The organism is Idiomarina ramblicola (assembly GCF_003987255.1).
In the GTDB taxonomy this organism is placed as follows: Bacteria; Pseudomonadota; Gammaproteobacteria; order Enterobacterales; family Alteromonadaceae; genus Idiomarina; species Idiomarina ramblicola.
The window spans coordinates 420,208-442,992 of sequence record NZ_PIQC01000003.1 but is presented as its reverse complement, the minus strand read 5'-3'; the positions used below and the strand labels follow the sequence as shown (position 1 = coordinate 442,992).

The 22,785-nt window shown below is 47.7% G+C and carries 17 protein-coding genes; 11 read left to right on the top strand and 6 right to left on the bottom strand.

Annotated elements, in window-relative coordinates; all coding sequences use genetic code 11:
* From CWI78_RS05380 to tldD, 10 genes are all read left to right on the top strand, one after another.
* Complete coding sequence (locus CWI78_RS05380) at window positions 1-4,944, top strand: DUF6701 domain-containing protein (RefSeq protein ID WP_126780977.1); 4,944 nt, start codon at window positions 1-3, stop codon at window positions 4,942-4,944.
* 197 nt (window positions 4,945-5,141) lie between these two features.
* Window positions 5,142-7,001 (top strand): formylglycine-generating enzyme family protein, encoded by a 1,860-nt coding sequence (locus tag CWI78_RS05375; RefSeq protein ID WP_126780975.1) that lies wholly within the window; start codon window positions 5,142-5,144, stop codon window positions 6,999-7,001.
* A gap of 59 nt (window positions 7,002-7,060) precedes the next feature.
* Window positions 7,061-8,104 (top strand): rod shape-determining protein, encoded by a 1,044-nt coding sequence (locus CWI78_RS05370; protein WP_126780974.1) that lies wholly within the window; start codon window positions 7,061-7,063, stop codon window positions 8,102-8,104.
* Between the two features lie 3 nt (window positions 8,105-8,107).
* Window positions 8,108-8,965 (top strand): rod shape-determining protein MreC, encoded by an 858-nt coding sequence (mreC, locus tag CWI78_RS05365; protein ID WP_126780972.1) that lies wholly within the window; start codon window positions 8,108-8,110, stop codon window positions 8,963-8,965.
* Window positions 8,962-9,447, top strand: coding sequence for a rod shape-determining protein MreD (mreD, locus tag CWI78_RS05360; protein WP_126780970.1), 486 nt, complete (start codon window positions 8,962-8,964; stop codon window positions 9,445-9,447). The genes mreC and mreD overlap by 4 nt, the downstream gene beginning before the upstream one ends.
* A complete protein-coding gene (locus tag CWI78_RS05355; RefSeq protein ID WP_126780968.1) occupies window positions 9,447-10,043 on the top strand; it encodes a Maf family protein in 597 nt (198 codons plus the stop codon). The genes mreD and CWI78_RS05355 overlap by 1 nt, the downstream gene beginning before the upstream one ends.
* Entirely contained in the window at window positions 10,033-11,502 is a 1,470-nt protein-coding gene (gene rng, locus CWI78_RS05350) for a ribonuclease G (RefSeq protein WP_126780966.1), read from the top strand. The genes CWI78_RS05355 and rng overlap by 11 nt, the downstream gene beginning before the upstream one ends.
* A 5-nt stretch (window positions 11,503-11,507) precedes the next feature.
* Window positions 11,508-15,389: a YhdP family protein gene (locus CWI78_RS05345; protein WP_126780964.1), complete on the top strand. Its 3,882-nt coding sequence runs from the start codon at window positions 11,508-11,510 to the stop codon at window positions 15,387-15,389.
* Window positions 15,361-16,158, top strand: a complete 798-nt coding sequence (locus CWI78_RS05340; protein WP_126781059.1) for a carbon-nitrogen hydrolase family protein — start codon at window positions 15,361-15,363, stop codon at window positions 16,156-16,158. The genes CWI78_RS05345 and CWI78_RS05340 overlap by 29 nt, the downstream gene beginning before the upstream one ends.
* The gene (tldD, locus tag CWI78_RS05335) at window positions 16,155-17,576 is read left to right on the top strand and encodes a metalloprotease TldD (RefSeq protein ID WP_126780962.1); all 1,422 of its coding nucleotides are present in this window, start codon (window positions 16,155-16,157) and stop codon (window positions 17,574-17,576) included. The genes CWI78_RS05340 and tldD overlap by 4 nt, the downstream gene beginning before the upstream one ends.
* A gap of 15 nt (window positions 17,577-17,591) precedes the next feature.
* Here tldD and yjgA read toward each other — a convergent pair whose 3' ends face one another.
* The gene (yjgA, locus tag CWI78_RS05330) at window positions 17,592-18,107 is read right to left on the bottom strand and encodes a ribosome biogenesis factor YjgA (protein ID WP_126780960.1); all 516 of its coding nucleotides are present in this window, start codon (window positions 18,105-18,107) and stop codon (window positions 17,592-17,594) included.
* A gap of 54 nt (window positions 18,108-18,161) precedes the next feature.
* On the opposite strand from yjgA, the gene pmbA reads away from it, so the two are divergent.
* Entirely contained in the window at window positions 18,162-19,508 is a 1,347-nt protein-coding gene (gene pmbA, locus CWI78_RS05325; protein ID WP_126780958.1) for a metalloprotease PmbA, read from the top strand.
* Window positions 19,509-19,522: 14 nt separating this feature from the next.
* On the opposite strand, the gene mgtE is transcribed toward pmbA, so the two are convergent.
* Genes mgtE through hpf form a run of 5 tightly spaced genes read right to left on the bottom strand, consistent with a single transcriptional unit; the run spans window position 19,523 to window position 22,758 of the window.
* Window positions 19,523-20,884 (bottom strand): magnesium transporter, encoded by a 1,362-nt coding sequence (mgtE, locus tag CWI78_RS05320; RefSeq protein WP_126780956.1) that lies wholly within the window; start codon window positions 20,882-20,884, stop codon window positions 19,523-19,525.
* A gap of 2 nt (window positions 20,885-20,886) precedes the next feature.
* Window positions 20,887-21,162 carry an HPr family phosphocarrier protein gene (locus tag CWI78_RS05315; protein WP_126780954.1) on the bottom strand — a complete coding sequence of 92 codons (276 nt, stop codon included), beginning with the start codon at window positions 21,160-21,162 and terminating at the stop codon, window positions 20,887-20,889.
* Window positions 21,155-22,006, bottom strand: a complete 852-nt coding sequence (gene rapZ / locus CWI78_RS05310; RefSeq protein ID WP_126780952.1) for an RNase adapter RapZ — start codon at window positions 22,004-22,006, stop codon at window positions 21,155-21,157. The genes CWI78_RS05315 and rapZ overlap by 8 nt, the downstream gene beginning before the upstream one ends.
* The gene (ptsN, locus tag CWI78_RS05305) at window positions 21,997-22,467 is read right to left on the bottom strand and encodes a PTS IIA-like nitrogen regulatory protein PtsN (RefSeq protein WP_126780950.1); all 471 of its coding nucleotides are present in this window, start codon (window positions 22,465-22,467) and stop codon (window positions 21,997-21,999) included. The genes rapZ and ptsN overlap by 10 nt, the downstream gene beginning before the upstream one ends.
* Before the next feature lie 3 nt (window positions 22,468-22,470).
* On the bottom strand, window positions 22,471-22,758 hold the full coding sequence (gene hpf / locus CWI78_RS05300; protein WP_054489797.1) for a ribosome hibernation promoting factor: 288 nt from the start codon (window positions 22,756-22,758) through the stop codon (window positions 22,471-22,473).
* Between the last annotated feature and the right edge of the window lie 27 nt (window positions 22,759-22,785).

The following is a 22,785-nucleotide window of genomic DNA, read 5'->3' as shown; positions in this document are numbered from 1 at the left end:
ATGCCGGTAGTACTTCAATGCATCGCCGCCACTTTGTTGGTGTTCGCCTCGTTTCCGGCTATGGCAGCGAATTACAATTTACCTAATAACAATTTACCCGGCTGCTCAAAGTCTGGCAACACTTACACCTGCCCTAACGGTCTGAATCTTAACTATCGTGATCGCATTCAAATTGCCGGTAATAATTCGGTTGTTATTAACGTTAATGGCAACGTTAATCTTGGGTCTGAAATGCGTATCAATGAGAACGGTGCTGCTCAACAATTAACCATAATTACAACGGATTCCTTTAATGGCCGCTCCCAAACGGCTATAAATGCAAATATTAGCAGCCAACAAAGTATTACACTGGCGAATGAAAATGCATTTTCTGGTTCGTTAGTTGCAGGTAATAGCGTGTCTGTGGGTTTCCGGACCGATGTTGACGGCTCCATTCGCGCGAATAACGGCAGTGTCACTTTACAGGGCGAAAATATTATTACCGGCGATGTTAACGCAGGGAATGATGTCATTGTTCGCTTTTTAACAGAAGTTAATGGCAACATTAACGCCGCCAACGGTAAAGTTGTACTCGAAGGGCGAAATGATGTTGCGGGTGCAATTTATAGTGATGGCGATACTATTTTGCGTTTTCGCTCCAATGTTGACGGTGCAATTACCAGTAATAGTAAAGTGGTATTAGAGGGTGAGAACACCGTTGACGGAAATATCATTGCTAACGATGATGTAAGGCTTCGATATGGGGCAGATGTGAATGGTGATATTGAATCTGATGGCCAGGTAACCCTAGAAGGGGCGAATATCGTTGATGGTAATGTCAACGCTACTGATAGGGTCACAATTCCTAATTCCAGCACAGTAACCGGCTACGTTAACTCCCCGCAAATTATTGATGAAAGTAATGTTGAAGGAGAAACCTGTGACATTAACAACAATCAGGGTCCTTGTGGTAACGCCCCCCCAGACCAGACACTAGATGGCTTGGGGTATTGGACTTTTGATCAGTCTCAGTGGCAAGGACAGTCTGGAGAGGTGTTAGATAGTTCGGGCAATGGTTTACACGGGGACGCTTTAAGAGGGGCTGACACATCTGGTTTTAACGCAGCTATGCCGGGAAGTCCCGGTACCTGTCGTTACGGTAAATTTAATGGCGATAATGTGGTACGTGTGGAAAATGCGTCATCGATTGCCGAAGCTGAATCTATTGCAGTCGCATTTTGGTTTAAGGGCAGTGCCGCCAGGCAAAATCAATCTGAAAGTTATCAAACGCTGTTAGTTATGGGCAACGGACCCACAGAAGGGAGTGCCGGGCGTTTCGAAGTTTATCGGCAGGATGCCGGTGATGGCGGAGGGATATATTTTGAAATCCGTCGGAATAATGGCCAGATTATCAATGTTCAGGCCGGGAATGCTCAACAGGGCCAGGCAAATTTACTGGATGACGAATGGCATCATCTGGCAGCGTCTTATGAGCGAGGAGAGCGTCGGTTAACACTCTATATTGACGGGCAGTTAGCTGACACAACCTCGTTTAACGGTTCGCGGAACTTAAACTCCGTTATGCCGCGATTACATATTGGCGGGCAGGCGAATTCAGACAACGGTTTCAGTGGCGAAATTGATGAGGTTTTTATTGATGACAAAGCGCTCAATGAAAGTGATGTCGCAGCATTAAAAGCGACGACTCGACCTTGTAACAATCAACTGCCCCTATGCGAGGCGGTTTGGCCTATAGCTTTTGATGCTCCCAACACGGTACCTCAGCCCTTTGACTTACCGGATCGTTCCTATAATACCCAACTGCCACCACAACTGCAGCCAATTGATTATCTGCGAACGGGTGAGTTTAGTGATGTGGGTTTTAATTACACAACAAATGGACAAACGTCACGAGTTTATATTGATGGTGATCTGACCATACAGTCGGATCGTCAAATTAATACCGGAGGGGATGCTGACGAGCTGATTTTAATTGTCACAGGCGATTTAATACTGGAACGGAATGTTGAGTTTAGAGGTTATATTTATGTTTCGGGCGATTTATATTTCGAGCGCGGTTCTTCCTATTGGCAGCAGACTGAGATAGAAGGGGGGCTCAGTGTTGGTGGCAGCCGGTTTGGCTATGGGGGATCAGGTCAGGGACCCGAAGTGACTTATGTAAATCCTCAATCGCCGATTGACGGTGGCCAGTTTTGCACTGCCGAACCAGCTCAGCCAGAAACGCCTGTGTTAAAGTGGAGAATGAACAGCGGCCCGTGGAGCAATAGCGCGGGAGAAATTATTGATGACTCAGGTAACGGCTTGGATGGTGTTGCCGTTAACGGCGCAAGTTGGCGCGGTGCTGGTGCTGGCTCAGCGCTGGAAGTTAACGATGCCAATATGGGTACATGTGGCTATGGCTATTTTGATAAAAGCCAACAAAGTTACCTTGAAGTCACCGACTCAGAGCAACTGGATTTTACAGACGAATTCACTATAGGTTTATGGGTTAAGCCCGTCTCATATCCTGACAGCGGACTGATGACAATTCTGTCAAAAGATGAAAACTATGAATTTCACTTGAATCCGGATGGCACTATTAACTGGTGGTGGAATCTTTCGGATGGCAGTATACGCGAGTTCAACAGCAATAGGGTGGTACCAAGAAATGTCTGGAGTTATGTCGCCATCCGTTATAGAAATGGTCAGCAAACCATGTTTATTAACGGAGCAGAGGCTGGAACTGAAAACTACGAAGGACAGCTAAGAACCAACCAAGATAATTTACAGCTTGGTTCAGATCAAACTTTTGCAGGTCGTTATTTTGATGGCTTTTTAGATGAACTGACTATTTTTGATAAAGCCTTATCGGATGCTCAACTAACAGAGCTTCAAAATCAAAGGGTACAGTGCTTTAATGGAACGCAAGATGATTACTACCGAATTGAGTTCAATAGCCCTGCTTTAACTTGTACCGGCGCGGAAATAACGGTAAAGGCCTGCAGTGATGATAGCTGTTCTGAGCTCAACAATACCCCATCGACTGTTGAGTTGTCTGTAGCTGGTGGAGCTGATCGCTGGAGTAATAATCCTCTGCAGTTCATTGGTCAGGATGTCACTCAGTTACAGAAGTACCAAGCAGGTACGTACTCTGTAGAAGTGAGCAGCTCTAACCCCACAGGCAATAGTCCGCCAAGGTGCTTTATTAATGGTGAGGAGAGTGAGAATTGTCTCATTCAGTTCGCTGATACCGGCTTGCTGTTCACTGATGGAACCAACATAGCTAATACAGCCATTTCAAAGCAGATTTCAGGCCAAGCCTATAACGGTATTTATTTACAAGCAATAGAAAAGAACAGCCAAACATTAGCCTGTCAGGCTATTGTGGCACCCTTGAGTGAAGTCTCAATGGGGATGAACTGTGTTGACCCGGGGCAATGTTTAATGGGGGCGGCGATCAATGGCACGGAGGTTACCGAAAGTGAAGGTTCAGAGGTCGATGTTAGCTTTGACAGCGGCAAAGCCCCTCTCAATGTGAACTACGACGATGCTGGCGCTATTACTCTTAGTGCAGAAGCAGAGTTACCCAACGGTAAAGTGTTAACTGGGATCTCTCAGGCATTTGTATGGCAGCCGAGTTCGATAGGTGTCGAACCAAGTCAGAATAACTCTAACAATTACTATGATAATATTTTAGCTAAAGCCGGAGAACGTTTCACCGTCACATTAAGTGCGCTTAATATTAGCGGTGATATCACACCAAACTTTGGCAATGAAGCTAACGCTGAAAAATTGCAACTTCTTGAGCAGACGCAGGCTACCGCAGATTCGCCCGTGGCGGGAGTTTTGACTAATGCTGATGGGTTTAGCAAAGCTGGGAACGGTATTTTTACCAATACGGAACTGACCTATTCAGAAGTTGGCTCCACTTTGGTAACGGCTTATATAGAAAGTGGAGACTATTTATCAGGGTATCATACTGGAGAAATTACGTTAGAAACCGACCGCAAAATAGAACGGTTCATTCCTTTTGAATTTCAACTTGATGTCGCTGATGGGTTTATAAACACTTGCGGTGTAAGTGACGACGGGTTTTATTATATTGGGCAACCCCAGATGCTGGATGCGGAAGGAGTTTCTGTGACTACTCTGACCGCACTCAATAAAAGTGGGAACACGACAAGGAATTACCCGACGGATGAGGCAGAAGGTGAGCTTCAGTTCTATCCATTTAATGACGTAGAAGGGACTAAGGAATTACTGGACGGAGGGCAACTGACTCAATCGGCAGTCGATCTGGTGTGGAACGAGGGAGAGGCTGTATTTGCGTCCTTGAACCCGACGGTCACTTATAATAGAGACGGCGCAGAGGAGGGCCCGTATAAGGGGTATATTCTGGGCATGCAGTTTAACGACAACGAAGCTGATCATTATTATTCAGTAATAAAAGGGTCGCTTCTCCCCGCCGCAGCCCCAGCGCCTTCATATAAAACCTACGGTAGCACAAAGTTACTGTACGGTCGTTTTGTGTTGGACAATATTTATGGTGCTGAAGTTGATGAGCTGCCAATCGCCGGACGGGCTGAATATTGGGATGGTAGCTTTTTTATTAGGAATGATTCTGATAGCTGCAGCGTTCTTAAACCGACGGATATAAACGTTCTGTCAGCAAAAAATCTGGAAACAGGAATGAACATTGCCGAGCCCGATATGGCTGAACAACCAACTTCTGTCTCATTAGTTGATGGCGAGCTGGTGGATGCCGATAGCTTGCTGTCGGAACTGTTGCGCTTTGAAGAATACGGTTTACAGGCAGAGTTTACTTTCGAACTCAATGTTCCTGGGTTTTTGGAATATGACTGGAATGACGATGACAACTATACGAATGACCCTGCAGCCGAGGGCAGATTCGGTATATACGGTGGTCGAAACCGCCAGATTTACTGGCAGGAAATGGGCTGGTAAAGTCATTTATAACGAATAATCGACAATTCGATGACAATGCCTCTTGCTCTTTTGTTGACAAGCAAATAGCATAAAGCAGAGTTTAAACAAAAATGCGCGACGTTGACGAACGTTCATTATTATTACAATAACGATAGCGCGATTACAGCTTTGGCTTTTACGCCGCTTTGTTATTTTTTCAAGCTTGGAATGGGAACATGATGCGATTGGCTCGACTGGCCCTGATAATGGCCTCTACATTGACATTCGCCTCGACGGCTCTTGCTCAGCAGGAGATGACTGTCGAAGAAATTGCTAACCAGATTTCGACTCTAGAGAGCGACTTTGAAAACTTTTCTGGCACCGTTAATACACTTCAGCAAGAAGAACGGGAACTGAGAGAAAAGCTACAAAACTTGCGCGAGCGCAATAGCGAACTGGAAGAAAAACGCGAATCGGCATTGGCGGAAATGAATGACCGCTATCAGCGCTTGGTTGAAGACCCAACAATTGACATTGCTGGCGCCCAAGAGGCGTACAAGCAAGCGGTTATGGCTCATCAACAGAATAAAGCGGACATTAAACAGCAGGTAAGCCTGGTTAATGGGAAAGCGCGTGAAGTCGAAGAAGCGCGTGTTAGCAAGCACAGCCTGATCAATGAAATCGAAACGCTCAAAGAGCAGCGTAATCTGGCGCGTGTTGAACGTTTAGAGAATGAATTTAATCGCACTGGCGAGCTAGAAGTGAGCCAGTCAATCAGTTGTGACCGCCAGGAAACACTCGGACAATGTGAGAACCGCGGCAAATTGATGGCCAAGCAAAAGGCCTCAAAGCAATATCTTAATACGATTCTGGATGGCTTAAGCGAAGCTTCACTGGCACGAGATAACATTGAAAAAGCCAGCCCAAATGTTCAAATCCTAGGTTCAAAAACGGTAAGTAACGGCTTCAGTGGAGCTGGTAACTACGGTGTGAAACTGGCAGTGGAACTTCGAGGTCAGTTACCGACAAGCCAGGCGTGTACTCTCCTAAATGTTGATATGCGCTACTGTGCATCGGAGCAACGGCCGGGGGAGCTACAAGCGGGTGATGAAGAAACGGTTGATAGCTCCGTCATGCACCCGTTAACCATACGCTCGAATGTGTATGACGATGAAGTTGTTATCGATGGTGTTAGCTACGGCTCTACGCCGCTAGAAGTGATGCTTCCAGGCGGGGAACATCAGATTGAAATTCTTAAATACGGTTACTCAGCTTATGCAGAGGAGATTATTTTAAAAGACGCTACCTCCATTCGAGCTGAGTTAGAGAAGTCAGACTACTCTTTCACTCGCGGTGAAAAAATCCAGGACATTCTGTTCCGTGATGTACGTGGACCTGAGTTAGTCGTTGTTCCGGCCGGTAAATTTAAAATGGGTGATTTAGTCGGTAATGGTTTGCCGAATGAACGTCCTGCTGAAACGCGTGAAATTCCAACGGCATTGGGTATTTCCGATACTGAAATCACTGTCGAGCAATTTGGTAACTTCGTCGAGGATACAGCTTATGTCACCGATGCAGAGAAAAATGGAACGTGCGCCAGCTTGAGCCAGGGGCGTCCTCAGTTTAATGAAAAACTGAGTTGGAAAAATCCTGGGTTTAAACAATCAGAAAGCTCGCCGGTTGTTTGTGTTAGTTATAACGACGCAAAAGCGTATGCGGACTGGTTAACTCAAAAAAGCGGCTTTAAATACAGCATTCCAACTGAAGCAGAATGGGAATACGCTGCGCGTTCAGGTTCTGAAACTGATTTTTGGTGGGGAAATGATGTCGGTTATGGTAAAGCGAACTGCCGTAATTGTGGTACAGATTGGTCAAACACACGTCCGGCACCGGTAGGCAGTTTCCATCGTAACCCTTGGGGATTATACGATACTGTTGGTAATGTCTGGGAGTGGGCAGAAACCGATGATGGTGTGGTAGTGAAGGGCGGCGCCTGGAACTTTACGCCAAGTTTGGCCCGGGTTTCTACAAAAATGGAACTTCCGTCAGATTTTAACTCCAACTACATTGGATTCCGTGTTGTAAGAACTCAGTAAGCATTTACTGAGTTCTTTGCTGTCACTCTGTTAGCTTATAAGTAGGGATATACCGCTTCATGTTTAAAAAAATTCGCGGCCTTTTTTCAAACGACCTTTCTATTGACCTTGGAACAGCGAATACGCTTATCTACGTCAAGGATGAGGGTATTGTGCTGAATGAGCCGTCTGTTGTTGCCATTCGTCAGGAACGCTCTGGTGGTCCAAAATCAATTGCCGCGGTTGGTGCAGCAGCAAAACAAATGCTGGGTCGTACACCAGGCAATATTCGTGCTATTCGTCCGATGAAAGATGGCGTTATCGCAGACTTTTACGTCTGCGAAAAAATGCTTCAGTTTTTCATTAAGCAGGTACATGACAGCCACTACTTCCGCCCAAGCCCTCGTGTTTTAGTTTGTGTCCCTTGTGGCTCAACTCAAGTTGAACGTCGCGCCATTCGTGAATCGGCGCTGGGCGCTGGTGCCCGTGAAGTCTATCTTATTGATGAGCCTATGGCTGCCGCAATCGGCGCTGGCCTACCAGTATCAGAAGCAACGGGTTCTATGGTGGTCGATATTGGTGGCGGTACAACTGAGGTTGCCATCATTTCATTAAATGGCGTGGTCTACTCATCATCGGTGCGTATTGGTGGTGACAAATTTGATGAAGCGATTATCAACTATGTTCGTCGTAATTTTGGTGCATTAATTGGTGATGCAACGGCTGAACGTATTAAACATTCAATTGGTTCAGCCTTCCCGGGCGAGGAACTGAAAGAAATTGAAGTGCGCGGCCGTAACCTTGCTGAAGGGGTTCCGCGCTCGTTCACATTGAACAGCAATGAGATACTGGAAGCTCTGCAAGAGCCGCTGATGGGTATAGTCAGTGCCGTTATGGTTGCATTGGAACAGTCGCCGCCAGAGCTGGCATCCGACATTTCAGAACGCGGTATGGTTTTGACCGGCGGTGGCGCTTTACTGAAAGACCTTGATCGTTTACTGGTTGAAGAAACTGGTATTCCGGTCATTATTGCTGATGATCCACTCACCTGCGTTGCACGCGGTGGCGGTAAAGCCTTAGAGATGATTGATATGCATGGTGGTGATTTATTCAGTTATGAGTAATTCATGAAGACGCTGTTTGCCCGCGGTCCATCCTTACTTTCCAGGCTAGTGCTCGCACTAGCCTGTTCGTTTCTACTGATTTTTATTGATCATCGTCTACAGGCGATGAAGCCGGTTAGGCTATTCTTGAACTCCTTAGTTGCACCTGTCCAATACTTGGCCATTTTGCCAGAGCAAATACTCGACGGCTTATCTGAGTCACTGAAAACAACGTCGCAGTTAAGTGATGAGAATAAACGGCTAAAAAGAGCGATTCTTGAGCTGCAGGGCGAGCAGCAGCAGTTGCGCTTTCTTCAGAATGAAAATAAGCGGTTACGTGAGCTGCTGGGGTCAGATGCTCGTGACTCCGTCCGACGTATGGTTGCAGAAGTGATTGCCGTAGCCTCGGAGCCTTTTTCCCAACAGTTGGTTATCAACAAGGGAACGTTAAGTGGCGTTTACGAAGGCCAGCCTGTACTGGACAGTAACGGCATCATAGGTCAGGTGCAGGATGTTGGCGGTAATACCGCTCGCGTATTACTTTTGTCGGATCAAAGCCATGCTATATCTTTGCGCTCTGAACGGAACGATATTCGAGTATTGGCTCAGGGAACCGGTGACATTGGCAGACTCGAATTGATGTTTATCCCACACAGCAGTGATTTACAGGAAGGCGATTTACTCATGTCTTCAGGCCTGGGAGGCGTTTTCCCCGAAGGGTACCCGGTGGCACAAATCAGCAGTGTTGTAAGAGATGAATCGTTGCCTTTTGCAACGGTATTTGCCGATCCGGTCAGTGCCCTCGATAGGGTACGTAACGTGTTACTGCTATGGCCAAGCCAAGGCGAACAGCAACCCATTTTTGATGAGGATGAGGAATGATAGTGGTAAAACCTGGCTTCATTACCTTGTTGGTTACTTACATTATTGCTTTGACCCTAATGATAATGCCAATGCCTGCTGCCTTTGACACATTCCGACCAGACTGGCCGACGCTGGTGATGTTGTACTGGATTATTGCTCTACCACATAGGGTGAATATGGGCACGGCATTGGTGTTAGGGGTACTGAGTGATATTTTACTGGGCTCTATAGTCGGTGTTCATGCGCTTGGCATGGTCGTTGTCACTTATTTTGCAGCCCGGCATTTTCAGCGTATTCGTAACTTCGCTTTAATACAGCAAGCTTTGGTGATAGCAGTGCTGATTTTTATTAAGCGCTTTGTGGTGTTTGAAGCCAATGTATTTTTGCACGATGCTGAGTTTACGTTGTCATACTTTTGGCCGGTATTAACTTCTGCTATTTTCTGGCTTTGGGTCTTCCCTCTACTGCGGAAAGTGCGTCGTCGATTTGGAGTCGTTTAATGCGTTTGTTGCTTGCCTCATCTTCTCCCCGGCGACGTGAATTACTGACTTTACTGCATCGTCCGTTTGACTGTGAAGTTCCCGATATAGAAGAACGACAAGGGCCAGCCGAAAGCGCTCATGATTATGTCAGCCGTTTAGCGGAAGAAAAGGTACAGGCCGTAGCGAAAAGACAGCGAGACACTTGTCTGTTGGTAGGTTCTGACACTCTGATCAGTTTTCAGGGGCAAGTGATGGAAAAACCTGAAAATTACGAACACTTCAGTCAAATGATGAAACAGCTGTCGGGTCAGACTCACCAGGTGTTAACCTCTGTCAGTGTGTGTCACTGGAACGGGCATAGCATTGCGGGCCAGGAAACGGCGGTAGTGACAACTCAGGTTGAATTTGCCTCACTGACCGATGAAGAAATAACGGCCTACTGGGAAACCGGTGAACCTCACGACAAAGCCGCTGGTTATGGCATCCAGGGCTATGGCGGTAAGTTTATAAAGCGCATTGACGGTAGCTACTTTGCGGTTGTTGGCTTACCTTTATATGAAACAGAACAACTATTGCGGATGTTCGAGATGACAGGTGAAGTCGATGAGCGTTGAAGTCTTAATGAATGTGACCCCCACCGAGACTCGTGTTGTGCTTGTTGAAAATGGCATCCTGCAGGAAGTCCACATTGAACGTCAGGCAAAGCGTGGTTTAGTCGGCAATATCTACATGGGTAAGGTATCCAGGGTGTTGCCGGGCATGCAGGCTGCTTTTATTGATATTGGACTGGATAAAGCCGCGTTTTTACATGCGTCAGATATTGTAGTGCAGGTAGACGGTGATGATTTACCCCAGCCTGACGAAAAGCCTCAACAAAAGATTACTGAGCTGGTGCATCAGGGGCAGCACATTATGGTTCAGGTGGTTAAAGACCCTCTGGGAACCAAAGGAGCGCGTTTAACCACCGACATTACCCTACCGTCAAGGTATCTGGTCTTTATGCCCAAGAGTGACCATGTAGGCGTCTCTCAGCGCATTGAAGAAGGTGAGGAACGCGAGCGTTTGCGTCAGTTAGCCGAAGAAGTCAGTAAAAGCGACGGGAAATTTATTGTTCGCACCGCTGCAGAAGGCGCGCCAGATCAATCCTTACGAGGCGACGCCGATTTTCTTTTTCGGTTGTGGGAAAAAATAAAGAAACGAAAAAAAGCACAGCGTAAAGTAGGTATGCTGTACGAAGACCTCAACCTTTCGTGCCGTGTTTTGCGCGACTTTGTTGGGGAGGAAATTGAGCGTATTCGGGTCGATTCTAAAGTCACTTTCGATACACTGAAAGTCTTTACTCAGGACTTTATCCCCGAATTAACCTCTGTGCTGGAATACTACACGGGCGATCGACCCATTTTTGATTTGTTTGATGTTGAAAATGAAATGCAGCGGGCGCTGGATCGCCGGGTCGATTTAAAGTCAGGGGGATCACTGATTATCGACCAGACCGAAGCTATGACGACGGTTGATATTAATACCGGCGCCTTTGTCGGTCATCGTAATTTAGAAGAAACCATCTTCAATACCAATATCGAGGCCACTCAGTCGATTGCCCGTCAATTACGTTTACGTAATTTAGGTGGCATCATCATTATCGACTTTATCGACATGCAAGATGAAGAGCATAAGCGTCGGGTCTTACACAGTCTGGAACATGCCCTGGCCAAAGACCGGGCAAAAACGACCATTAATGGCTTCACTTCTCTTGGTCTGGTTGAGATGACGCGAAAACGCACCAGGGAAAGCCTGGAACATGTTCTTTGTTCGGAATGCCCGGTTTGTCTGGGCCGGGGAAGCATGAAGACGGTTGAAACGGTCTGCTATGAAATTATGCGTGAAATTGTCCGGGTGCATAAAGCCTACGAGGCAGATAAGTTCGTTGTTTATGCCTCTGCTCAGGTAAGTGAAGCCTTACTTAACGAGGAATCTCACGCCCTGGCTGAACTTGAGCTCTTTGTTTCACGTCAAATAAAAGTACAAACCGAATCGCTGTATAATCAGGAACAATTTGACGTTGTAATGATGTAAGACTGATGCGTACTTTGTCGTGGATTTTGAACAAACTCTGGCTAACGCTGGCTATTGTGCTGGTGCTGGTTGCTGTCGGCCTGAGTTTATTACGCTACAGCCTGCCTTACCTGCCGGATTTAACTGAGCCTTTAGAAGATCAGCTGGAAGAACGCTTTCAGCAGCCTGTCAGTATTAGCGACCTGTCTATGGCCTGGACCAGAGAGGGCCCCTCCATTGTTCTGAATAGTTTGGTTTTGCTGGAGCGTGAGCAGTCGCCGGTGCAAGTTCGCGTTGGCGAAGTGCATGTGGTGCTGGATTTTTGGAATACTCTGCTGGAACGACAGTTCATTGCGCAGCAATTTATTTTGGATGATGCACGAATTGCCGTGGATATGCGCAAGCTTTCGGCCACTGACGAGGCTGAGAAGCTCAATCTGGATTACGTAAACCGCCTATTTCTACAGCAACTGGAAAAATTCTCACTCAATAATGGTGAGTTGTTACTGACAAACCTGCGTGGAGTGACGCGCAAAATTGATATAGAGCGATTATCCTGGACGAATAAAGGCAATAAGCACCAGGGTATTGGTCAATTTCGCATGGAAGATTTCGCCGCCAATAGCTTGAACGTCATTATTGATTTGCGCGGCAACCGGTGGTCGGAATTTAATGGCCAATTTTATGTGGATTCACAAAATGTCGATATCAGTCCCTGGCTTGAAGAACAACTGGGAGATATTGATGTGCAGGCCTCGAATGTTAATTTTACGGGGTGGTTGGATGTCCGCAATGGCCGGCTTTTTGAAGGATTATTAAAGCTAAGAGATAACCGTATTACCTGGCTGGATAGCAATTCCGGACAACTAAACTGGTTGCAGTTACCGGAAGGAGAGATTGTACTGCGGCCGGAAGTTGAAGGTTGGTTATTGAACAGCTTACCAATGACAGTAAACACCTCAGTTGGCCAACTCGACTTGCCACGCATTGCCTGGCAGCAGTTGGAAGGTGTGCACGATATTAGTGTCGATAATATTGCGATTGATGACGTCATCGAGCTTCTACCGCTGTTGCCGTTTAACGCAGACAGCAGTGCTGAGTCTGTTATGAGCCTGGGATTAAAAGGTGAAGCCAGTTTGCGCTACCGGTTGCATCCAGTTTCTGGGCAGCAATGGGCGGTGAAAAGTCATAACCTGTCAGCGGACGGCAATAACAGCTGGCCTAGCTTTAACGGCCTGGACTTAACTGTTAACAGTACAGCGAACCATGGTTTATGGCGAATTGAGGGCAGTAATGTTCGTCTGGCGGGCAACAATTTGTCAGCAACCCAGGCCTGGGATATCGACACTCTGCAATTAAAAGGTTCATGGTTACTTCAGCCTGAGTATTGGCAGGTGGTTCTGGAGCAGATGCAACTCAATCAGGACGATTTTCAGCTGACAGGCAGTGGGCGATTATCCAGTAGTGGCGAAGGCTCGCCACAAATTGATTTGCTAGTGGCGACGGAGCAACCCTTCTCAGTCGCTACAGCTCGACAGCTTTTGCCGTCGGTTATGGGTCAAGGAGTTAAAGATTACTTAACGAATGCGCTGGTGTCGGGCCAGACCCGAGGGCTAGAATTGCTTTGGCGTGGCTCAGTGGATAGTTTCCCTGAAGATGAGAGTCAGGGCGTCTTCAACGCTCGGGTTGAATTTGATGATTTAACTTACCAGTTCCAACCGCAGTGGCTGCCTTTAGCCGATGCGCCTGTTAAATTGGATTTTTACAGCAAAACGTTGTTGATGTCGGCCGATTCGGGACACATAGAAGACGTTCAGGTAACTCGGGTTGATGCGCAGATTCAGGATTTGACCGACTCTGAGCGCGGCCTCCAAATTCAGGCGAGTGTTAACGGGAAAGGTGAATCTCTGCTACCCGTATTTGAACAGTCTCCTCTCAACAGTGTGACGGAAACTCTGATTCAATTGAGCCCCAGAGGCGAATTGAATGGCTCTTTTGAACTCGACATTCCTTTCGATAACTCAAGAGAAGTTGGGGTGCTGGTTGACGCGCCATTAAGTGGCCTATCAATATCGGTTGATGCGCTGCAACAAGATTTTGACGTCACAAATGGCCGCATCAGTATTGATAACAGCGATGTTACTACCGAAGGTCTGAGCTTAAATTGGTATGGTATGCCAATACAAGCTGAGGTGTCAGGTGGGTTAAGTGATGAAGACTACCGTCTGGATGTCAGTACAACGATAGACTGGCAAAGTGAACCTCTGTTTAAACAATTTCCTTATCCGCAATGGGAAGCGTTTTTCTATGGTGCTGTAAATGGCGAAGCCAATTTAGCACTCACCTTCAGTGACAATGATGTCGGTGTCGGGCTTGAATCTCAATTTGACTTAACTGGCCTGGAAACCTCTTTGCCGGTGCCGCTGCAAAAAGACTTCGGCGAGAGCTGGCAGCTTGCGGTCAGTCTAAATGGCACGGGTGAACAACTGCGTTTGCGGGCCAATATTGATGAGCGACTCAGCTGGTACAGTCGCTGGCAGCCAGGTGATAATGGCTGGCAGCAGGCGGAACTGAATATCGGTGAAGTGGCTTCAACTGACGATCCGCGGAACTTTGGAGGCTTTGCCGTCAATGCAAAACTACCTGAGGCGGACATTGGTCAATGGTATTCGGTATTGTACGCGCTAGCAGAAGACTCGAATGTTGAAACTGAGTCGGGCAATGAAAAAGGCTGGCTACCTGACTCGATTAATATTGAAACACCGCAGTTGCAGTGGGGCCAGCAAAAATTTGACCAAGCCGATATTCAGGTCTGGCCCGAAAACTCGAATTGGCAAGCCCGGGTGGATGCTGATAATGCGGTGATCAGCGCAACCATTCCGGAAAACTTCGTACAGAAAGGCATTACTATCAGGGCAGATTATCTGGCATTAACGAGCGATGTTGAGTTACCGGAAAATACCGAAAAAACGGACTGGGGCTGGCTTGAAAAAGTACCTCCGTTAAACTTTCTCTGCCGCAGTTGCCGTGTAGATGAGCGTGACTTAGGCGAAGTAGAGCTCGTGCTTTCCCCTCTTGAGGACGGTTTCAGTATAGAAAAAATGTCCTTGAAAAAAGGCAGTGACGAACTGTTGTTAGACGGTTATTGGCGTTACGCTAATGAGCAGGGTTTAAGTGCTCTCTCAGGCCGGCTGGATACTGAAGATCTTGGTGGCTTACTACGTGACTATGGTCTCGAAACTGCGGTCAGGGACAGCGCTGCCGTTATTGACTTTGATTTAGATTGGCGCGATCACCTATATCAACCGGACTGGGCTTCGTTAAATGGCGAGCTCACATGGGACCTGGAAAAAGGTTATCTGGCGGAAGTAAGCGATGGTGGTGCGCGTATCTTCTCGATGCTCAGCCTGGACAGTATACTACGAAAGCTGACACTGGATTTCCGCGACATTTTTTCGCAGGGAATGTTTTTTACTGACCTGACCGGCAGTGTTCAAGTTGAAGACGGTGTGGCCAATACCGAAGACGCTCAGCTGTTGGGTTCTGCCGGTGATATGGATATTCGTGGCTGGACAGACATGCAGACCGGTGAGCTAAATTATAATTTAACCTATGCACCCAAGGTAACCTCCAGCTTGCCTATTATTCTTGCCTGGATGGTTAATCCGCCAAGTGGCCTGGCTGCACTGTTTATTGATAAAGTTCTTCACGATGCGAAAGTGATTTCACGCTTGCGCTACCAAGTGACCGGAACCATCGAAGAACCTGTCGTTGAAGAAATAGAACGTGACAGCCGCCCGGTTGATTTGCCAGAATTGGAGGAGAATTCAACCGATTCCGAGGCAGATGATGACACAAGTGCAACTGACGGCGCTGCAGATGAGCAGTCGCCCGGATCCGCAAGATAACTTAGCAACCGTCGCTCAGTTATTGGAACAACTTCCTGCCGCACGGCCTCAACTGGTTGTCCTGCCTGAAGCGTTTTGCTGTTTTGGTGCGGGAGACCGTGCCCAGTTAGATATGGCCGAAACGTATCAGGATGGCAAGGTACAACGGCAATTGGCGTCACTGGCTAAAACACATGGCATTTATTTGGTGGGCGGAACTTTACCGATAAAAGCGGGAGAGCGATTTTCTGCCGCTTCGTTATTGTTCGGACCCGATGGCACTATCGTAAACCGCTACGACAAAATTCATTTATTTGATGTCGATGTTGCAGATAATACCAAAAATTATCGTGAATCAAAGTGGACACAACCCGGCGCTAAAGTGGTCACGGCTGCAACCGACTTAGGTGTGGTTGGTATGTCAGTGTGTTATGATCTGCGCTTTCCAGAATTATTTAGAGCATTGCGTCAGGCGGGCTCCGATATCATTGTTTTACCCTCCGGATTTACCCAGGTTACAGGAAAAGCTCACTGGCATGCGTTGGTTAGAGCTCGCGCTATTGAGCAGCAGATATTTATCGTAGCACCTAACCAATTCGGACAGCATGATAATGGCCGGGAAACCTATGGGCACTCAATTATTGTTAGCCCGTGGGGGGAAATACTGGCCGAGCAAGAGCAGGGCGAAGGCATTATTTCAGTCAGCGTTGACTTAGCGGATATTGAGTCCATTCGAAAGCAAATGCCGGTGGCGCAACAGAATCAATTTGAGGTTGTACAAAAGACATGACACTAACTGACTACGAACTGTCACAAGACGACATAAGCAAGGCGCTATCAACTCTTTATAGTGGTGATATTGATTTTGCAGACATTTATTTACAACACAGTGTCAACGAGTCCTGGGTGCTGGAAGATGGCATTATTAAAGATGGGGCATTTCATATCGAGACCGGGATGGGCGTACGCGCCGTGCAAGGTGAGAAAACCGGTTTTGCTTATGCCGATGAAATTACGCTGAATGCACTTAAACGCACCAGTGAAGCAGCTCGGGGCATCGCCCGTCAGGGGCAAAGCAAAAAGGTTGAGGCGCTGAAGTCGGTGCAGGCTCAGTCGCGATATCAGGCGATAAACCCGCTGAACACCTTATCCGAAGATGAAAAAATTGAGTTACTGAAAAAAGTTGATGCGCATGCGCGTGCGCAGGATCCGCGGGTAAGCCAAGTGGTGGTGAGTCTGAGCGGCAGTTACGATGAAGTATTGGTTGCTGCAACAGATGGCACCTTGGGTACCGATAAGCGGCCGCTAATTCGGTTAAGTTGTTCTGTTATTACTGAACAAGACGGTCGTCGCGAGCGCGGTAGCGCCGGTGGTGGAGCGCGAGTAGGATATGAACTTTTCCTTAATGAAGACTCTGGTAATGCCCGCTGGCAGCATTTTGCTGAAGAAGCCGTACGTCAGGGACTGGTTAATTTAGAAGCTAAGCCTGCACCGGCTGGCAATATGCCGGTGGTACTGGGCTCCGGCTGGCCGGGCGTGCTGCTGCATGAGGCTGTTGGACACGGTCTAGAGGGCGACTTTAACCGTAAAGGCTCGTCTGCCTATTCCGGTAAAATTGGCCAACAAGTGGCGTCACCGCTTTGTACTATTGTCGATGACGGTACACTGAGCGATCGTCGTGGCTCAATGAGTATCGATGACGAAGGCACACCCAGTGGCTACAACGTATTGATAGAAAACGGCATATTGCGTGGTTACATGCAGGACAAAATGAATGCGCGTTTAATGGGTCAGGCAACCACCGGGAACGGACGCCGTGAAAGTTTCGCTCACTTACCTATGCCGCGAATGACCAATACGTATATGTTAGCCGGAGAAAGCAGTCCGGAAGAGATTATTGGCAGCGTGAAAAAGGGCATTTACGCCCCTCAGTTTGCCGGTGGTCAGGTTGATATTACTTCCGGACAATTTGTGTTCTCGGCATCTGAAGCCTATTTAATTGAAGACGGTAAAATCACCACACCATTAAAAGGTGCAACGCTTATTGGCAATGGACCAGAAGCCATGGCACAGGTGTCTATGGTGGGTAACGACTTATCTCTGGACGAAGGCGTTGGTGTTTGCGGTAAAGATGGACAGAGTTTACCTGTTGGGGTTGGTCAGCCAACCTTGAAGTTAGATTCAATGACGGTTGGCGGTACAGAGTAACGGAATTGGCCGGTATTAAGCGAGCAGTTCACGTAAGTAGACAAATAGCTGGCGGGCAGCAACGGGCGGTTTTTGCTCGGCTTGCTGCTTTTCGGCAAGACGAATAAGTTGACGCAATTTTTGGCGGTCAGCATGAGGATGCTCCTCAATGAATTCTTGCAGGGCATCGTCGCCATCATGCAGCAGTTTATCGCGGGTTGCTTCAATCTCGTGAAAAATGGATGTTTGCTGCTGATGGGCATTTTTAAGGTTATTTAATGCTTGCTCAATGGGCGCTGCATCACGTGAGCGCATGAGTTTGCCAATAAATTGAAGTTGACGCCGATAGCCTTCGTGTTTATTACGAATTTTACGAGCAAGTAAAACGGCATCGCGCAGCTCATCGTCCAGTGGCATTTTAGCCAACTGGCTATCGGTTAAATTAACGAGCTGAGTCCCAAGCTCCTGGCGTTCTGCCATGTCGCGTTTTTTTTGGGACTTACTGACGAAGTCGTCAGATTGTTCAGGATTTTCGGCTGGGCGTTTCGGCATAAGTTCGATTCATTAGCGCTACAAAGCCGTCAGTTTAGCAGTGAGGAGAGTTTTTTGATAGTACAACTGAGTGACTTACAGGTTCAAATGAAGCAGGTAGAAGGCGCGGTTAAAGAGGCACTGCGCTTGGCTGAAGCAAAAGGCGTCAGTTCTGCCGAGTGCTCAATCAGTCACAGCTCCGGTATCTCTGTGGGAACCCGTCTGGGCGAAGTGGAAACGGTGGAGTTTAATCAAGACGGTGCGCTGGGTATCAGCGTGTATCGCGGCAACCAGAAAGGTTCGGCATCCACCACCGATTTATCCGAACAAGCGATTAGTGCGGCAGTGGATAAAGCCTGTGACATTGCCCGTTTTACTTCAGCTGACCCCTATAACGGTCTGGCTCCAGCGGAACTCATGGCGACTGACGTCCCCGATTTGGACTTATGCCACCCGGGTGACCAAAGTGCGGAATACGCTATTGAACAGGCTTTGGCCTGCGAAAAGCATGCTTTGAATCTGGACGAGCGCATAGTCAATTCCGACGGGGCGCATTATGGGAGTCATACCGGCTTTCGTGTTTATGGAAACAGTCACGGCTTTATCGGTGGTTACCTACAGTCACGTCATAATCTGAGCTGCGTGTTGATAGCCAAAGAGGGCGATAAAATGCAGCGGGACATGAGCTATTCTGTTGCCCGTAAAATGCATGAGCTGAAATCGGCTGAAAGCGTTGCAGAAGCAGCGGCAGCAGAAACCTTGTCTCGTTTAGGCGCGCGTAAAGTTCCGACCGCTAAGGTTCCGGTTATTTTCCGGGCGGATGTTGCCGGCAGTTTGTTTGGACATATGGTCAGTGCAATAAGCGGTGGCAATTTGTATCGCAAATCCAGTTTCCTGCTTGATCATTTAGGCAAACAAGTACTGCCTGAGTGGCTAAACATTCAGGAGAAACCGCATATCGTTGGTGGCTTAGCAAGCTCGCCTTTTGATGCTGAAGGGCTGGCAACGAAAGATCGCGACATTATTACCGATGGGGTGTTACAAACTTACTTGCTCACAAGTTATGCCGCGCGCAAACTGGACATGCAGCCAACCGGCCACGCCGGTGGCATTCATAACTGGCAGGTTACGCAGCAGGACAATTCGCTGGCTCAGTTGTGCAAGAAAATGGGAACCGGCTTGTTGGTAACCGAGCTAATGGGGCAGGGCGTGAATATGGTCAACGGTGATTATTCACGTGGAGCCGCTGGCTTTTGGGTAGAGAATGGCGAAATCCAATATCCGGTCGAAGAAGTGACCATTGCCGGTAACTTAAAAGACATGCTGGCAAACATTGTCGCCATAGGTAATGACACCGATGAACGCCACGCACTGCATACCGGTTCCGTATTACTGGAGCAAATGAGTATTGCGGGTAACTAATTTAAAGACGTAAGTTAAGACAGCAATAAGGTCGCTGAGCCAAGGAAGGCGAAGATACCGACAACGTCAGTAACGGTGGTCAGGATAACCCCGCCAGCCAAGGCTGGGTCAATGTTAAAGCGTTTAAGAATAAGCGGTATGGTTGCACCGGCCAGAGCGGCAGCAACCAGATTCATCATCATGGCAAACGCAATAATGCCGCCGACTAACCAGCTCTGCATCCACAGCGCAACGACTGCGGCAATAAGCACCGACCAGATAGCTCCGTTCAGGAAACCAATGGCTAATTCTTTGCCAATGAGCCATCGTGAGTTACTGGAACCAATGTGGCCTAAAGCCATACCACGTATCACCAGGGTCAGAGTCTGACTACCCGCTATACCGCCCATACTGGGCACGATGGTATTCAGAATAGCCAGTACGGCCATTTGCGCCAGAATATCTTCGAACAGTGAGCTGACCATAGCCGCCAGCAGTGCTGTAACTAAGTTAACTGCTAACCAGATGGTACGGCGGCGCGTACTCTTTAAGACCGGCGCAAAGGTATCTTCGTCATCTTCCAGGCCGGCCATGCTCAACATGGAGTGTTGTGCATCTTCACGAATTATATCGACCACGTCATCGATGGTGATACGACCCACGAGCTGCTGTTCGTTGTCGACTACCGGTGCTGAAACCCAGTCGTGACGCTCAAACAGCTTGGCGACTTCGGTTTCATCCATAGTAACGGGTATGGTGGTGATATCGGTCGACATGATTTCATCAATGCGGCGACCCGGATCGATGGTCAATAACTGGGTCAGTGTGATTTCGCCAATGACCTTTTCGTGGCGGTCGACAACATAAAGTTTGTCGGTGGCTTCCGGTAACTCACCCTTCAGGCGCAAATAGCGCAGCACAACGTCAATGGTGACATCTGAACGCAGAGTAATGGTATCAGTATTCATGATACCACCGGCGCTGTCTTCGGCGTATGAGAGTGCGGTTTCCGCACGTTCCCGGTCACCTTCGTCCATTGAGTTCAGAACCTGCTGATAAACCGTCTCAGGCAGGCCTCGCAAAACGTAGGCCAAATCATCGGTGTCCATACCCTCGGTGGCCGCAGCTAGGTTCTCCGGCGCCATTTGGCGAATAATGTCTTTTTGAACTTCTTCGTTCAGTTCTTCAAGAATTTCGCCGTGTTCGTCAACATCAACCAGCTTCCAGACAATGGAACGGCTTTTCGGCGGGGAAGATTCCAACAGCAGTGCGACGTCGCATGCTGGCATATTATGCAGCATACGACGCGCAGCAACGAACATACCATCGGACAGCGCGGAGTTAACCTCCTGAATGCGCTGCATGGCATATTCTTTGTCAGACAGTTCCGCGATCATGCTTATTCGTCTTCCTCGAAGCGATCTTCAAATAAAGCACTCACGGCATCCAGCGCCGCTTGTGCGTCTTTTCCTTCAGCGCACACCTCAACCGATTTACCCTGCTGACTGGCCAGTAGCATCAGGCACATTACGCTGGCAGCATTAACGCATTGTTCGCCTTGCTGCACGGTTATCTCTGAATCAAACTCTTGTGTTAATTGCGCCAGTTTGGTTGCCGCACGTGCGTGCAGTCCCAGTTTATTGCGAATAATTAACTTTCTGCAAATTTTATCCATGCGCCTTTAATTCCCGGTGTCTGACCTGAACTTTTACGGCTTTTTGCTCAAAACGCTCGGCTAACTGCTGAGAAATGTAAACTGAGCGATGCTGGCCGCCGGTACAACCTGTGGCGATAGTCAGATAACTGCGGTTGCTGCGCTGAAAATGCGGTAGCCAGGTATCCAGAAAGTTTTCTAACTGATAGATAAATTTAGTGACCAAAGGTTGCTGACGAAAAAATATCTGCACATCCGTATCCAGCCCGGTCAATAACTTGAGTTCCGGCTGCCAGTGTGGATTCGGCAATATTCGTGCATCAAAGACAAAGTCGGCGTCTTTGGGTAAGCCATATTTAAAACCAAAAGACTGGAACACAATAATAAGCTTTTTATCCGCTCGCCCTAATACCCGTTCCGTTACTTGTTCACTTAATTGGTGCAGGGACAAATCACTGCTGTCTAACCGCCAGGTCGCTCGCTCCATAATCGGCTCGAGCATTTTATGCTCGGTTTGAAGCGCTTCTAGCAGAGGTAATTCTTTTTGCGATAACGGATGCAGTCGACGGGTTTCCCCAAAGCGTTTTAATAAGGTGTTGTCGTCCGCATCGATAAACAGAATTTCCGGCTCAACGCCTTTGGGCAAAAAATTAAGCGAGTCGAGCAACTCTTCGGAGTGTTCCGGTAAATTGCGAACATCAATGCTAATGGCTATTTTTTGGTATTGCTCGATAACGGCATGTACCAGGGTGGGTAATAAACTAATGGGTAAATTATCGACGCAGTAAAAACCTAAATCCTCAAGGACCCGCAACGCGATGGTTTTACCTGAACCAGAACGACCACTAACAATGATCAGTTGCATGGCGACTGCTCACCTGCGCCAACAAATAATTGATATAAAGCTTTATCAGAGTCTGCCTGACGCAATGCGCGGGTACAGTCTTTGTCGTTCATTCTTCGGGCCACTGAAGCTAATGTCTGTAGATGATTTTCGTGTTCGGATTCTGGCACCAGAAGCGCGAAAATAATATCGACAGGTTGGTTGTCGATAGAATCAAACTCAACAGGCTCATCTAACGTGAGCAATACCGCTACCGGGTGGTTGGCATTAGACAACCGACCATGAGGAATTGCGATACCTAAGCCAATGCCCGTGCTGCCTAAACGCTCACGGTTTAACAAACTCTCAAAAATGTCGTGGCGGGTAATGCCGGACAGTTTCGGAGCAACAATTTGACTAATGGTTTCAAGCAGTCGTTTTTTACTTGCGCCCTCGACTGCACACTTGGTGCAGTCGGGGCTTAACAATTCACTCAGTTGCATGGATTAATGTTGTTTCATTTTTTCTTTGTGTTTAATCACCTGACGGTCCAGTTTATTGATTAAACCGTCGATGGCCGCGTACATATCGTCGTGTTTTGCGTCGGCAAAAATTTCGCCGCCATTCACGTGCAGCGTAGCTTCCGCTTTTTGAATCGTTTTTTCAACATTTAGGATGACGTGAACATTAGTAATGTGGTCAAAATGTCGTTCCAGCTTGGCAAATTTTGTGTCTACGTAGTCACGTAAAGCTTCGGTAATATCGATGTGGTGACCGGTCAAATTAATTTGCATAACGTCTTCCTTCTTGCAGTTAACAAA

Bases quoted from the DNA above. Each gene is read 5' to 3' on its own strand.
- mgtE (WP_126780956.1), bottom strand. From the start codon at position 20,884: ATGATCGCGGAACTGTCTGACAAAGAATATGCCATGCAGCGCATTCAG.
- CWI78_RS05370 (WP_126780974.1), top strand. From the start codon at position 7,061: ATGTTTAAAAAAATTCGCGGCCTTTTTTCAAACGACCTTTCTATTGAC.
- CWI78_RS05315 (WP_126780954.1), bottom strand. From the start codon at position 21,162: ATGGATAAAATTTGCAGAAAGTTAATTATTCGCAATAAACTGGGACTG.
- mreC (WP_126780972.1), top strand. From the start codon at position 8,108: ATGAAGACGCTGTTTGCCCGCGGTCCATCCTTACTTTCCAGGCTAGTG.
- rng (WP_126780966.1), top strand. From the start codon at position 10,033: ATGAGCGTTGAAGTCTTAATGAATGTGACCCCCACCGAGACTCGTGTT.
- CWI78_RS05340 (WP_126781059.1), top strand. From the start codon at position 15,361: ATGAGCAGTCGCCCGGATCCGCAAGATAACTTAGCAACCGTCGCTCAG.
- ptsN (WP_126780950.1), bottom strand. From the start codon at position 22,467: ATGCAACTGAGTGAATTGTTAAGCCCCGACTGCACCAAGTGTGCAGTC.
- yjgA (WP_126780960.1), bottom strand. From the start codon at position 18,107: ATGCCGAAACGCCCAGCCGAAAATCCTGAACAATCTGACGACTTCGTC.
- CWI78_RS05355 (WP_126780968.1), top strand. From the start codon at position 9,447: ATGCGTTTGTTGCTTGCCTCATCTTCTCCCCGGCGACGTGAATTACTG.
- CWI78_RS05345 (WP_126780964.1), top strand. From the start codon at position 11,508: ATGCGTACTTTGTCGTGGATTTTGAACAAACTCTGGCTAACGCTGGCT.
- CWI78_RS05380 (WP_126780977.1), top strand. From the start codon at position 1: ATGCCGGTAGTACTTCAATGCATCGCCGCCACTTTGTTGGTGTTCGCC.
- hpf (WP_054489797.1), bottom strand. From the start codon at position 22,758: ATGCAAATTAATTTGACCGGTCACCACATCGATATTACCGAAGCTTTA.
- rapZ (WP_126780952.1), bottom strand. From the start codon at position 22,006: ATGCAACTGATCATTGTTAGTGGTCGTTCTGGTTCAGGTAAAACCATC.
- tldD (WP_126780962.1), top strand. From the start codon at position 16,155: ATGACACTAACTGACTACGAACTGTCACAAGACGACATAAGCAAGGCG.
- CWI78_RS05375 (WP_126780975.1), top strand. From the start codon at position 5,142: ATGATGCGATTGGCTCGACTGGCCCTGATAATGGCCTCTACATTGACA.
- mreD (WP_126780970.1), top strand. From the start codon at position 8,962: ATGATAGTGGTAAAACCTGGCTTCATTACCTTGTTGGTTACTTACATT.